Annotated in this window: 9 protein-coding genes; all 9 read left to right on the forward strand. The window is 53.1% G+C overall.

What is annotated here, in order from left to right:
- The first annotated feature begins 539 nt into the window (after positions 1-539).
- The 9 genes from P0X86_RS11180 to P0X86_RS11220 all read left to right on the forward strand — a co-directional run bounded on the left by P0X86_RS11180 (position 540) and on the right by P0X86_RS11220 (position 13,864).
- Positions 540-2,798 (forward strand): hypothetical protein, encoded by a 2,259-nt coding sequence (locus tag P0X86_RS11180; RefSeq protein WP_277748526.1) that lies wholly within the window; start codon positions 540-542, stop codon positions 2,796-2,798.
- 18 nt (positions 2,799-2,816) lie between these two features.
- Positions 2,817-4,010: a HEAT repeat domain-containing protein gene (locus P0X86_RS11185; RefSeq protein WP_015734402.1), complete on the forward strand. Its 1,194-nt coding sequence runs from the start codon at positions 2,817-2,819 to the stop codon at positions 4,008-4,010.
- A 43-nt stretch (positions 4,011-4,053) separates the two neighbouring features.
- On the forward strand, positions 4,054-5,421 hold the full coding sequence (locus tag P0X86_RS11190) for a glycosyltransferase family 2 protein (protein WP_176502381.1): 1,368 nt from the start codon (positions 4,054-4,056) through the stop codon (positions 5,419-5,421).
- A gap of 58 nt (positions 5,422-5,479) precedes the next feature.
- Positions 5,480-6,286 (forward strand): response regulator transcription factor, encoded by an 807-nt coding sequence (locus P0X86_RS11195; RefSeq protein ID WP_096773198.1) that lies wholly within the window; start codon positions 5,480-5,482, stop codon positions 6,284-6,286.
- A 174-nt stretch (positions 6,287-6,460) separates the two neighbouring features.
- Positions 6,461-7,822: a nucleotide sugar dehydrogenase gene (locus P0X86_RS11200; RefSeq protein WP_015734405.1), complete on the forward strand. Its 1,362-nt coding sequence runs from the start codon at positions 6,461-6,463 to the stop codon at positions 7,820-7,822.
- The gene (locus tag P0X86_RS11205) at positions 7,822-8,748 is read left to right on the forward strand and encodes a hypothetical protein (RefSeq protein WP_096773199.1); all 927 of its coding nucleotides are present in this window, start codon (positions 7,822-7,824) and stop codon (positions 8,746-8,748) included. Before P0X86_RS11200 ends, P0X86_RS11205 begins: the two co-directional genes overlap by 1 nt.
- A 421-nt stretch (positions 8,749-9,169) precedes the next feature.
- Positions 9,170-10,657, forward strand: a complete 1,488-nt coding sequence (locus P0X86_RS11210) for a polysaccharide deacetylase family protein (RefSeq protein ID WP_192572523.1) — start codon at positions 9,170-9,172, stop codon at positions 10,655-10,657.
- Between the two features lies 1 nt (position 10,658).
- Positions 10,659-11,972, forward strand: a complete 1,314-nt coding sequence (locus P0X86_RS11215; RefSeq protein ID WP_277748527.1) for a nucleotide sugar dehydrogenase — start codon at positions 10,659-10,661, stop codon at positions 11,970-11,972.
- A gap of 20 nt (positions 11,973-11,992) precedes the next feature.
- On the forward strand, positions 11,993-13,864 hold the full coding sequence (locus P0X86_RS11220) for a glycosyltransferase family 2 protein (protein ID WP_277748528.1): 1,872 nt from the start codon (positions 11,993-11,995) through the stop codon (positions 13,862-13,864).
- Positions 13,865-13,890 lie beyond the last annotated feature (26 nt).

Consider the following 13,890-nt stretch of genomic DNA (forward strand, 5'->3'; position numbering starts at 1 on the left):
TTACACAATCCCGGTACAGGACTCTATTCTCATTTTGGATAAAAGGTTAATATTGCCAAACCTTTACAGAATGCGGTTCTCAGCCGTTTTTTTATACGACTTTGGTATCAAATTTGTCATAACTATGGATAATGATGTAAAAATGACCGGAACTTTAGCAATTTTTTTGCGTTTAACATTACGATTCGCGAAAATTTTCTGAAAATATTCGTAAATCTCGCTGTATCTCACGGATGGGATGAAGTCGTTCGGTTCCAGCCTTGTCAGGGCAAACGCACATTGGTTTCACACAACTAACATCAGGCTGTGAAGTTGTCAATGAACAGGCAGGAAGGAGCAGCGATTTGATTTATCGGGGGAAAATTATGGAAGAAGTTTGTTTTACTTCTTTTTGACTACTATCGAGATCGGAAAAGTTGGTAAAGAAGGAATATGGTATCGGGAGCGCATCGGCTATAGAATGACGAGTATGGCTCAGTCGTCATATGTCGGTGCAGCAACAAGCATGTCAAAGAAAGGGCAGGTGAGCAACGAAGACGATGAGCAGGCGAAAATGGTGGGTGGTCGCAGCATTTTGCACTATAGTGCTTCTCTGCGGTGCCGCTGTAATCTTAGGATATCTACGGCCGTCATTAAAAACGTATGCGGATGCGGACGGCGTGAAAATGAAATTCAAAACAGAGGGAACCTCCTTTCTGGTATATGAGGATGAAGAGGTTTGGAAAGAGGTTTTTGCCAAGGGCGTGAACCTGGGCGCAACCGTACCCGGGCACTTTCCCGGCGAGCTGCCGGCCACCGAGGAAGATTATCTGCGCTGGTTCAAACAGATCGATGATATGGGAGCAAACGTCATTAGGGTCTACACGGTGCATAATCCGGTCTTTTATTCCGCGCTGGTGAAATACAACCGGGATAAAGGCGATGATCCCCTGTACTTCATGCAGGGCATCTGGTCGCCGGAGGAGCAGCTAATCGAGCGTCGGGATGCGTATGACGAAGAAATCGTCCAAACGTTTAAAGCGGAGATCTCGAAGGCTGTCGCTGCAGTTTACGGGGATATCAACGTTGAGCCCAAGCATGGGCAGTCGAGCGGCAAGTATAAGGTCAATGCGGGCAAGTACCTCATGGCCTGGCATGTGGGTACGGAATGGGACCCAGCCATGGTTGATAACACCAACAAGGTACATAAGGGTGTCCCTCAGTATAAGGGGTCCTATTTCTCGGGGACGAAGGACGCAAGTCCCTTCGAGAATTGGCTGGCATCTTTATTGGACTACACGGCTGCCGAGGAGCAGAAGTACGGGTGGCAGCATCCGATGACATTTACCAATTGGGTCACGACGGATGTGCTTGAGCATCCGGGGGAACCGCTGTTTGAAGAAGACCTGGTGTCCGTCGATGCAAGGCATGTCGAACCGGTGAACTGGGATGCGGGATATTTTGCGGCATACCATGTGTACCCGTACTATCCGGATTTTTTCCGGACGGACAAAACATTGCAGACCCTTCCCGACGGGGACGGAGGCTACAACACGTACAAAGCCTATTTGCGAAAATTGAAGGCAGAGTTCGAGGATATGCCGATCATGGTTACCGAGTACGGCGTGCCTTCCTCCATCGGTATTTCCCACCACGGTCCTGGAGGGAAGGATCAAGGAGGACATGACGAGGCGGAGCAAGGCGAAGTAAATGTCTCGCTGACTCAGGATATTTACGACGAAGGCTATTCCGGAGCGATCTTGTTCATGTGGCAGGACGAATGGTTCAAGAAAACATGGAACACGATGCCTTTTGAAATACCGGCAGACCGCCGGGCATTCTGGTTGAATGTGCTGACCAACGAAAAGATGTTCGGCGTTCTGGCGATGCAGCCGGGTAAAGCGGAACAAATTACGATCGACGGGGATTTGACCGACTGGGATCAGGTTCCTGAAGGGGAAGTCAAAACCTGGTCCGGTACGGCTCCGGGCGTAAAAAACATGAAATTGACGCATGACGAGGCTTATCTGTATATCGGCATGGAGCTGGACGAAGCATTCGATCCCGAACGTTCGAAACTCTTCATCGGAGCAGACACCATCCCTGGCGGCGATATACCGAAGAAAGAGCTGGCGGGACGAACGCTCACCGGCGGGGCTTTGGAAACGTTGATTCAGGTAGGCCAAGAGGACGAATCCCAGGTAACCATAGCGCCATCTTACGATTTCCACAGCCGGCTGTACGGCAAAGAAGGCTATTGGATGCTGCCGGGAGAGGAAGCCAAGGGAACGAAGGACGATCCCGTCGTACCGGGCGGCTCGTTCCATTCCTGGAAGCTGGCCATCAGCCTGCTGATGAATCCGCCGGACACCCGGTTCTCCCATCCGTTCGTGGATGAGACGGTGGGAACGCTGAAACGGGGAACCAGCGATCCGGAATCTCCGGATTTCAACTCCCTTACGGCATGGCAGTATCAAGACCGCTTCGTCGAGATGAGGATTCCGTGGATGCTGCTAGGATTCGGAGATCCGAGTTCGCTGCAGGTGCTGGACTACAGTCCGCTTCAAGACAAGCGCACGTTCAGCACGACCACGGCTGACGGTATCCGGCTGGTTCCATGGATTACTGAAAGATCCAAGAACACCGGCAAACCAGCTTCAGGATCGGATCAGTCCATTAATTTGTCGGACATCGAGCCTTATACATGGGAGCTGTGGGAAGCAACCCAATACAGCGAACGCTTGAAGCAAAGCTATTACGATATGCAGGAAATATTCACGCGTCTCCCTGAAACGGGGCGGCAGCCAGATGCTAAATAAAAGGAGGAGCCATCGGAGATGTTTTCAAATTTAGAAATGGCATACGTCTTTGTCTATGTATGCCTCGGCCTGATTGCAGCCGGCATTATCCTGTTGTTCCAAATGAAGATCAAGCATAATGCCATACAAAGAGAAACGGAACGATTTACGGAAAAACACCATGATTACTTTGTGTATGTGCAGAGTCATCTGCATGATGATACCACGCTGGAGCTGCCGCCAGGCAAATTGACGTCGGCCGAACGCCGGGTCATCCAAGCCAAGTTTATGGAGTGGATCGAGCAATTCAAAGGCGACGCCAGAGAGAAGCTCCTGCGTTTGTGCCGGGACGCCGGGTTTGTGGAACAGGAAATTCGGGCATTATCCAGCATGAGGAAAGACCGCCGCATTGAAGCGGTCTACCGCCTCGGCGGGATGCGGGCGGAAGAGGCCGTTCCCCAGCTCCAGCAGCTGATGAACCGGACGAAATACGGTCCGATGACCATCATCATTGCGCGGGCAATTGCCAAGAGCGCGGTTTCGTCCCAGCAGATTCGGGAAATGTTGTCCAAGCTGCTGTCTTACGATAAAGCCATTCACCATATGGCTGCCGATATTTTGCTGGAGACCCGGCTGGATTCGGCCAGCCTCATGCGCAAGCTTCTGGACGATCCCGATCCAGGACTGGTCAAGGTTTCGCTTGTTGCCATGTGGGGACAGGCCATTCCGGCCGTCGTGCCGGCACTCGACCGATTGGTCGGATCCGAGGAGAAGGACGTGCGTGCCGAGGCCGTCAAGCTGTATCTTGGCTCGAACCCGGCCCTGAAGGATGACACTATTGTGGCACTCATGAATGATCATGAGTGGGAAGTGCGGGCGGCAGCGGCGAAAGCGCTCGGACGGCTTCATGCCGCAGGCAGCATTCCGCTCCTGGCTTCAGCCCTGAAGGACGAGAATTGGCATGTGCGGAACAACAGCGCGGAGAGTCTTGCCATGTTGGGAGAACAAGGCTTCGAGACCTTGTGCCAAGCCGCGCTTACAGGAGAAGGTCCAGCCAGGGAAACGGCCCTGTACCGGATCGAACGGATCATGTCCAACGAAGGCGAATACGAGCAAGTGGAGCAAATGGTGGCATTTAATAAAAGAAAACTGGTGTACGATCGTTATTTCGGCGTTCAAACGAACAAACGGATCGGCACGGTTGCAGGAGTAGGAGGAGATTACACTGCTTAGAGATATCCTGCTCACTTACGGGATGGTGGCGATTTATTACGTCATGATCGTTAGCGCGCTTTATTTTGTAATTCTGATGTTTTCTTTCAGAAATATTAAGGATATTTTCAGACGCGCGACGTATTCGAAATACAATACGCTTTCGGGCTCGGAACTGGTACCATCGGTATCCTTGCTGGTCCCGGCCTATAACGAAGAGCTGACGATCGCGGAGAATGTCCGCTGCCTCATGACGCTGAACTATCCAACCTACGAGGTCATCGTCATCAATGACGGATCCTCCGACGAAACGCTAAAGGTGCTGATTGAGGAGTATGGTTTGACACTGCTGCCCAATCCGGAGATCCGAGGCAACATCAGCACGAACAAGGTGCGGGGCATTTATTATAATCCGCAGTACCCGCAGCTATACCTCATCGACAAGGAGAACGGCGGTAAGGCGGATTCCTTGAACGCGGGCATCAACCTGTCCCGTTATCCGCTGATTTCTTCCATCGATGCGGATTCATTGCTGGAGAAGGATGCGCTGATCCGGATGGCCCGGATGTACATGGAGAATCCCGAGGAGACGGTGGCGATCGGCGGCGACGTCCGGATTGCCAATGGCTGCGTGATCGAGAACGGTGAGGTTAAGGACGTATCCTTGCCGCGCCGGATGTGGCCGATGTTTCAATCGATCGAATATTTGAAAGCTTTTCTGGGGGGCCGAATCGGGTGGAGCCATTTCAACGGGCTCATCATCGTCTCCGGGGCCTTCGGTTTGTTCCGGAAAGACTATGTCATTGCGGTTGGCGGCTATCGCGGCGGTTACCCCGGCGAAGATATGAACATCATTATCAAGCTGCACCGCTATATGCTGGAAAATAAAATCAAATACCGCGTTTCCTTTTGTCCGGAAGCGGTGTGCTGGACGCAGGCGCCGGACAGCTACAACATTTTGTCCAATCAGCGCAAGCGCTGGGGACGCGGAAACTTGAAGAACATGATCGAGAACCGGGATATGGTGTTCAATCCGAAATATAAAGTCATGGGCTTGTTGACAATGCCCTACAACGTTATTTTCGAAGCGCTAAACCCTTACTTCAGAATTACGGGCCTTCTGGCTCTGCTTGGATATGTTTTGCTGGATATGACAAATTGGCATGTGCTGGTCGTGTTCGGGCTCGTCAATTTTTTAAGCGGGTACCTGCTCAGTGTGGGAGCCCTCATCCTGGAGGAGATGGCCTTCCGCCGGTATACCAAATTGTCCGACTTGGTGAAAATGCTCCTCTTCTCGGCGCTCAAGTTTGTGGGTTACCATCAGCTTGGCGTGCTGTGGAGAGTACAGGGACATATTCAATATTTGCAAAACAACAATTCATGGGGCACCATGACCCGGCAGAGCTGGAAAGATAAGAACGAGGCGGCTTGACTTCAAGGCCCGGTTCAAATGCAGCATCAAAATATAAAGAGAGGTGGGACTTACTGTTATGTCTCAATCGGCAACATTGCAACGCGTGCAGGCCGTTGATTTTTACGGCCGCGTGGAGGAGGAAGTGAGAGAACATCCCAATGGAACAGCATTGCTGTTTCTGTACTGTGCTGGCAATCCGTCCGGGACGGAGGCTGAGCTGGCGGAGGTTCAGAGCTTTATGGACCAGCTGACCGGCGTAAACGGCGAGGTTCTGCACGACGCCAATACCGGCGTATCGGCTGTTACCCTGCCCGGCTACACGCTGGATGCCGCCCATTATCAGGCACTGCTCCTGAAGCAGCATCTGCAGGGCCGTTTCGAGCAAGCGGACCCGCGTATTACGCTTGCAGCGCTTACGGAAGCGCCGCCTCGGCAGACGTTGAAGCAGATGGCGGAAACCGCCAGGCTCAGCACCTCTTCGGATATTCATATATTTACGCAGGAGGAAGCGGACAGCGGCCAAAACCGCATTCTCATTGTGGACCAAGATGCCACGGTGAGGGAATTTTTACAGATTCGCTTGGCCATGCAGGGTTACGAAACGCTGGAAGCGGTGGATGGTTTGGAGGCACTGGAGCTCATCCCGAAATGGGAGCCGGATCTTGTCCTGACCGAGCTGAACCTGCATGGCATCGACGGCCTGCCGTTCATTCATCATATCCAGCAGCTGGACGTGAAGGAGCCGCCGAAAATTGTCGTGTTAACCGAGAAGCGGGTAGAGCAAACCATCAGCCAATGTTTCCAAAACGGGGTCGATGACTACGTAACCAAACCGTTCTCGCCGGTGGAGCTGGATGCCCGCATCCGACGCTGCCTTCATTAAACACATGGTTATTAAAGCTTTTAGTTAGATGAGATTCAGGATTGATACGTGATTAGTTGAGCTGAAGAGGTTCTTTAATCGCAAGGAAAGAGTTCAACAAACAAGTCTGTCTTTTGGCCGACGAACAAAAGAAATAGACGAATAGACTATACATCCGATGGAGGTTGAATACTTGTGAATGAGGAATATGAAACTTTATTGAGTGCCATTGAAAATAAGAAAGCTGTACTGGGTGTTGTGGGACTAGGTTATGTAGGTTTGCCGCTGGCTGTGGAAATGGTGAAACAAGGATTTACGGTCATCGGCATCGATCTGGATTCCGACAAAATCGACCGCATTTACCGCGGCGAGTCCTACATTACGGACATCTCGTCCGAAGAGCTTGCGGCATGCATGGAGACCGGACGCTTTAAGCCGACAACGGATTACAGCATGATCGCCGTCATTGACGCGGTCAGCATCTGCGTGCCGACGCCGCTCAGCGAGAATCAGGACCCGGATACTTCCTACATTACAATGGTAGTCGATCAGCTCAAACGCTTCATGAAGCCTAATCTGTTAATTACGCTGGAGAGCACGACGTATCCGGGAACCACGGAGGAACTGATTCAACAACCGATCGAGAAGCTCGGTTACAAGGTCGGCCAGAACTTCTATCTGTGCTTCTCGCCGGAGCGCGTCGATCCGTCCAACAGCCGCTTTAATACGCGGAACACGCCGAAGGTGATCGGCGGAACGACGGATGCCTGCCTGAAGCTGGGCGAAGCGCTGTACAAACAGTACGTGGAGACGGTTGTACCTGTCAGCAATCCGAAAGTTGCGGAAATGTCGAAGCTGCTGGAAAATACGTTCCGCAGCGTGAATATCGCCTTCGTCAACGAGATGGCGATGATGTGCGACCGTATGGGCATCGATGTATGGGAAGTGATCAATGCGGCGGCCACCAAGCCGTTCGGTTTCATGCCGTTCTATCCGGGGCCAGGCATCGGCGGCCACTGCATCCCGCTGGATCCCATGTACTTATCGTGGAAGGCCAAGGGCTTCCGCTTTTACAGCAAATTCATTGAGCTGGCACAATCCACCAATGACAACATGCCTTACTACGTGATCAACAAAACGGCGACGATTCTGAATGAATATGCCAAATCGATCAAACGCTCCAATATCCTGTTGTTAGGCATGGCCTACAAACCGGACATCAGCGATTTGCGCGAATCCCCGGGCCTCGAAGTTTACGAACAGTTCAAGGAGAACGGCGCTTATGTGGATTACTACGATCCGTATGCCAACAGTTTCGTGGATAAGCAAGGCGAAACGATTCGCAGCGTGGAGTATGATCTCGCGAAATTCAGCCGGTACGATTGCATCGTCCTCATTACGAACCACAGCAATCTGGATTATCATTCGATCGCATCGGCCGGCGTGCCGATCTTGGACACGCGGAATGCATTTAAAGCGTATGCCGAGCCTCATATTTACAAGATCGGCCATTCCGTTCAGCATGTGCCTGAGCCGGGCGAGGCTGTCTTGATCTGATGAAATGGACGAGAAGACTGAGGCATATCGATGCAAAAGCGAAGTGGATCATCTTGGCTGCCGGCATCTGTCTTTTGCTGCTGATCCTTTTTCTTCTTCCGTCAGGCAAGGTGAATCAAAACAAGGCTACCTGGCTGTGGGATGCAAGTCTGATCCGAAGTGAAACGGAGGAGATTGTAGCCTTTAGCGGCAGGGAAGGCATTACAACGATCTTTTTGCAAATTCAACAAGAGGTTACGGACGAGGAGTACCGCCATTTCGTGGCTGCGGCACATCGGCAGGGCATCAGCGTCCATGCTTTGAACGGCCACCCCGACTGGGCTTATGAGGAAGGCCGGCAAAAAGGGATGGACCTGCTGGCCTGGCTGGAAGAGTACAACCAGGCTTCCGCCCCCGAGGAGAAATTCGAGGGCGTGCAGTTCGATGTGGAGCCTTACGTGCTTCGCAGGTGGGATCGCGAACAGGAACGGGTGGTGGAAGAATGGAGCGCCAACACGGAAGTCTGGGTCCAGGAGGCCAAGCGTCAGGGTCTCCCGTTCAGTGCCGCGGTTCCGTTCTGGCTTGATTCGATACCTGGACCGAGCCGAGCGGATACCGATTCGTTCAGCCGCTGGATGATCCAAAATACGGATGCGATTGCCGTTATGGCATACCGCGACAGCGGGGAGCAGATGTATGAATTGTCCAAGGAGGAGCTGGAGCAGGCAGACGAACTCGGCAAATCCGTGTGGATCGGCATGGAGCTCGGGGATACGGACGAAGGCGAGCATTTGACCTTTTATTCCAAGAGCGAGCAGGAGATGGAGGACGAAGCCCTGCGCGCCGCCAAGCTTGGCAGCGACCATTCCTCCTTCGCGGGATTGGCCGTCCATCACTATCAGGCCTGGGTCCACAAACGAACCGCGATGGGCGGGGAAGAGCGGTGATATTGCCATAATGGCCTGTCGCCTCTGCTCCGTGTTACAAGGAAACAACTTCATATCATTCACTCATTCAACGTACCTCCGAAGGTCTCCAAGAGACTTTCGGGGGTATTTTTTTGTCCAAGGAAGGGAAGAGAAAATCGGGTCTGCGCGGTATTGTCTAGAAATTGTAGAGAACCGAATTCTATAATGGGTATCATTGAGCGGCAGGCAGAGGAACATGCCTTGAAACAAAGGGCAAATATTGACATAAGATGGACGACGATTTCTAAGCTCTTAAATTATTGATTTTTGAAAAAGGTGGAATTTTATGAATTTTTTCAAAAAAGCATAGCAATTACGTCAGGTTGGTGTTAAATTCTAATGGTTTGTTCAGGAGGGGCTCCACAATAAGCCCTGTTTGAAATGTTAAAGGAGTATTCGAATGAAGAGAGTTTCTAGTAGTAACCGAGTGTTTTGCATGCTTTCCCGAATGACCGCTTTGCTGGCGATCCTGGCGTTTTTGGGCGGCTGCGGTTTTTTTGGCGGTAAGGCAGCCTCCAGCGATGAAGCGGGAGGTCCGATAGCGCCTGCTCAAAAGGTGGAGCGGTATACGGGGGAGAAGAGCAGGGAAATTCCGTACGTGTATACGGCCAGGAAGGAATTGGCGCTTACCTTTAACGGCATGGGGGATAAAGCCACCATGACGGCACTGATCGATGAACTCGAAACGTACGGAATCAAGGCGACCTTCTTTCTTCCGGGCATCCGAGTGGCGGAGGAGCCGGACATTGCGGGGGCAATCTTGGCCGGAGGCCATGAAATAGAGAACAATACGCTCAATCAGCTGGATATGAACAAGCTGGATTACGACCAGATCTATAAGGAGATCAAGCTGGCAAACGACGTTATTGAACGGGAGACCGGCGCCCAGCCCCGCTATGTCCGGACGCGTTCGGGCGATTACCCGGAAGATGTGCCGCTGGCGGCAGCGCATCTTGGAATGAAGGCGGTTGTCAGCTATAACATCAATCCGAAGGACCGCGATATGCAGAGTGCCGAAGCCATCGGAGAATACGTGGCGAGGTTCGTCTCCAGAGGCGGGATCATCTCCATGAACACCGACGTCAATCCGGAAGTGGTCTCTTCTATAAAATACATTGCCAAGGCCGTGGACGATATCGGATATCGGCTGGTTACGCTGGATGAGCTGGTGCAGAACGGGGGCGAGCGAAAGCCGCTCGAGCAAATTCCGGGATATGACGCTGCCCGCATCAATCCGGATTATCAACGGGCGAAGTATGAGCTGGTATATCAAGTCGATACCGACAAAAAAGAAGTCGCCCTGACGTTTGACGATTTCGGAAGCGATAAAACGGTGACCCGCATACTCGATATTTTGGCCGAGCATGATGTCAAAGCGACCTTCTTCCTGAGGGCCAAAGGCGTGGAAAGCAATCCGAATTTGGCGCGGGCGATGGTGGAAGGCGGGCATGACGTGGCCAACCATTCCTACAGCCATCCCGTCGTTACATCGCTGACGCCCGAAGAGCTTCAGCAGGATGTCGTCAAGGCGCATCAGGTCATTACCGAAGCCATCCAGCAGCAGCCTGTCATGCTGTTTCGTCCGCCGACCGGCGTGGTCGACGATAAACGGGCCAAAGCGTTGGCGGCAGTCGGTTACCCGGTGATTGCCATGTACGACGTGACGACGCTGGATTGGGATATTTCCAATAGTGCCGACGATATTGTGAACGGGGTTATGACCAAGACGCAGCCGGGAAGCGTCATCTTGCTGCATATGCTGGATGACATTCATACCATTGAGGCGCTGCCGCGCGTGCTGGAAGGCCTCAAGGATAAAGGGTATACGTTTGTAAAAATGGCGGACATGATGCAGTTGCAGGACCAGGCCGCAATGGAGATGGAGTAAAATGGAATTATATGAAAACATGCTGGACCGCGTGGATAAATTGGCGGTCGTCGGACTGGGTTATGTCGGACTGCCGCTGGCGGTCGCGTTCTCGAAAAGGCTGGATGTCATCGGCTTTGATCTGAGCGAGGCGAAGGTGTCTCAGTATCGCAGCGGATTCGATGCTACCGGTGAGATCGGAGATGCCCTGCTTGCGGGCAGTGCGGCCGATTTCACCTCGGATCCGGACAAGCTGAAGGAGGCTCGCTGCTTTATCGTGGCCGTTCCGACACCCGTAAAAAGCGGCAATGTGCCGGACCTGAAATTCGTGCGGAATGCCAGCCGTTTGGTCGGCCGCGCCTTGACGCGGGGAGCGGTGGTTGTCTATGAGTCAACGGTCTATCCGGGCGTTACGGAGGAAGTCTGCATTCCGATTCTCGAAGAGGAGTCGGGCCTGAGGCTGGGCGAGGATTTCAAGGTGGGGTATTCCCCGGAACGGATTAACCCCGGAGACCAGGTCCACCGGCTGGAGACCATCGTGAAAATCGTGTCCGGCAATGATCCGGAGGCGCTGGAGACGGTTGCCAGACTGTATGAGCTGATTATCGAGGCAGGCGTTCACCGGGCGGAATCCATCCGGGTGGCGGAAGCGGCAAAGGTCATCGAGAATGCGCAGCGCGACATCAACATTGCCTTTATGAACGAGCTTTCGATGCTGTTCAACCAGATGGACATCGATACGAATGCCGTGCTGCGCGCAGCGGAAACGAAATGGAATTTCCTCCCGTTCCGCCCTGGCCTCGTCGGCGGGCATTGCATCGGAATCGACCCGTATTATCTGACGTATAAGGCCGAGGATACGGGGTATCATTCCAAGATTATTTTGGCAGGACGGCATATCAATGACGGAATGGGAAAATACGTCGCCCAGCACGTCATTAAACTTGCGATTCGCCAAGGGATAGATCTGATGAAGGCGAAGGTGGCCGTCATGGGCCTTTCGTTCAAGGAGGACTGCCGGGATATCCGCAATTCCAAGGTCATCGATATTATTCGGGAGCTGCAGGATTACGGGATCCAGCCGATGGTGGCGGACCCGCACGTAGACCCGAAGCAGGCTTATGAGGAATACGGCATCGAGCTGTCGGACATGAGCGAGCTGAGCGGAATCCAGATTGCGGTAGTGGCGGTCGCTCACCGGGAGTTCAAGCAGCTCGGGATTGCGGCATTCAAGGAGATGTTCAGTTCGGAACAGGCGAAGCTTCTGATCGACGTGAAGGGAGCTTATCCAAAAACCGAATGCGAAGCCCATGGCTTTCATTATTGGAGTTTGTAAGATAACGATGGGAGAAGGCAATGAGGATTATAAAAAGAAAGCAACCGAAGAGCACCAAGGAAGTGCTAACGCTTCCGCGCACCGACAGGCGGACACTTTCCTATGTGCCCGATCCGGAGCAGATCCGGATGAACGCGGACCGAAGAGGCAACCGGGCGCAGAAGCCCGGGGAGGATTTGTCCAGCTCTGAGTACGTCAACAAGCTGCGGATGCTCAGCCTGCGTTACGAGGCGGATTTTGAAGTTTTGCTTGTCCCGAACGGGAAAAAGAAAAAAGCCGGGATTAAGGGCGTGGCTGCCGATATTTCGGCCACGGGCCTTCTGCTCAGGCTGCCGAAAGCCTCTTCAAGCCTCGAAGTCGGCGACAAAGTGAAGGCGCGATTCCGCATCCCGCCGGGGGCTATGCCCGAGGGCTTCGAATCGAGCGTCAGAATCGATGCAGCCGTTGTCCGCAGGGCCCTGAATTCGACGGAAGCCGGCGAAGAGCATCTGCTTGCCTTGGAGTTCGAGAAACCGCTCACGGATTATTTTCAGCGCAAACGGTGGGGGTATTCCGTATATTCCGCCAGCGCATTGCTGTTCATGGCGGTGCTCTTCATCATGCTGATGCGGGCAGAGAGCATCATTTATTTCAAATACAACATGGTGCTGTATTTGTACAGCCTGATCGCGGCCCTGTTTCTGCTGACGCGCTACCTGTTCGGAGCGTTGTACCGCGATGTGCCGATCAATCCGGATTATACGCCGGGAGTTTCCATTATCATCCCCTGCTTCAATGAAGCGGAATGGATCAAACGCACGATACTCAGCTGCATGAATCAGGACTATCCCGTAGACAAGCTGGAGGTCATTGTGGTGGATGACCGATCGACGGACCAGTCGGTACAGCAGATCCAAGACATGATCGAGTTGATTCATTCCGAGGCGGAGCGTTACGCTACCCGGGAGCGCTTGTCCTATATGGTGCTGCCCGAGAATGCGGGCAAACGGGCCGCTCTGGTCAAAGGCGTCGAGATGGCCAAGCATGACCTGGTGGTCTTCGTGGATTCGGACAGCTTCCTGGATCCGACGGCGATTCGCCACCTCGTCCAGCCCTTTCAGGATCCTAAGATGGGCGGCGTTGCCGGACGGACGGACGTCGAGAACAAATATACCAATAACATGACGAAGCTGCAGACCGTCCGTTATTATATCGCCTTTCGGATCATGAAAGCTGCAGAGTCCTGGTTTGACAGCGTGACCTGCCTGTCGGGTCCGTTATCCTGCTATCGGAAAGAGCTGATCGTGCAGCATGCGGACGCTTGGCTGAACCAGAAGTTTCTGGGCAGGCCCGCCACCTTCGGAGACGACCGGAGCATGACGAACTTTATTTTGAAAACGCACCGGACCGCTTACCAGGATTCTGCCATTTGCTCGACGATCGTGCCTTCGCAGATGAAGGTGTTTCTGAAGCAGCAGATGCGGTGGAAGCGCTCCTGGCTGCGCGAATCGCTGCGGGCCGGAAGTTTCATATGGCGCAAAGAGCCGTTTATGGCGTTGTTTTTTTACATAGGCCTGATCGTGCCGATTGCCGCGCCTGTCGTGGTTGCCTACAACCTCATGTACGTGCCGATCGTTCACGGCATTTTCCCGGGGACCTTCCTGATGGGATTGCTGCTGATGGCGCTGCTGATGAGCCTGGCCCACCTGCTGTTCCGGAAGAGCAGACTTTGGGTGTTCGGCTTCGTATTCTGTCTCTTCTATGAATTCGTCCTGTTATGGCAGATGCCGGTGGCTTGGTTTACCTTCTGGAAATCGACGTGGGGGACCCGGGAAACGCCGCAGGATATCGAAGCCAGGGAGAAGAAGGAAGCCCGCAAGCGCAAAGGCAAAAAATTCGGATTACCGTTCTAATCGTGTCAAAGCGGTTGAAGTGAGGA

The organism is Paenibacillus sp. BR1-192, from assembly GCF_029542445.1.
GTDB classification, from domain to species: domain Bacteria; phylum Bacillota; class Bacilli; order Paenibacillales; family Paenibacillaceae; genus Paenibacillus_AQ; species Paenibacillus_AQ lautus_A.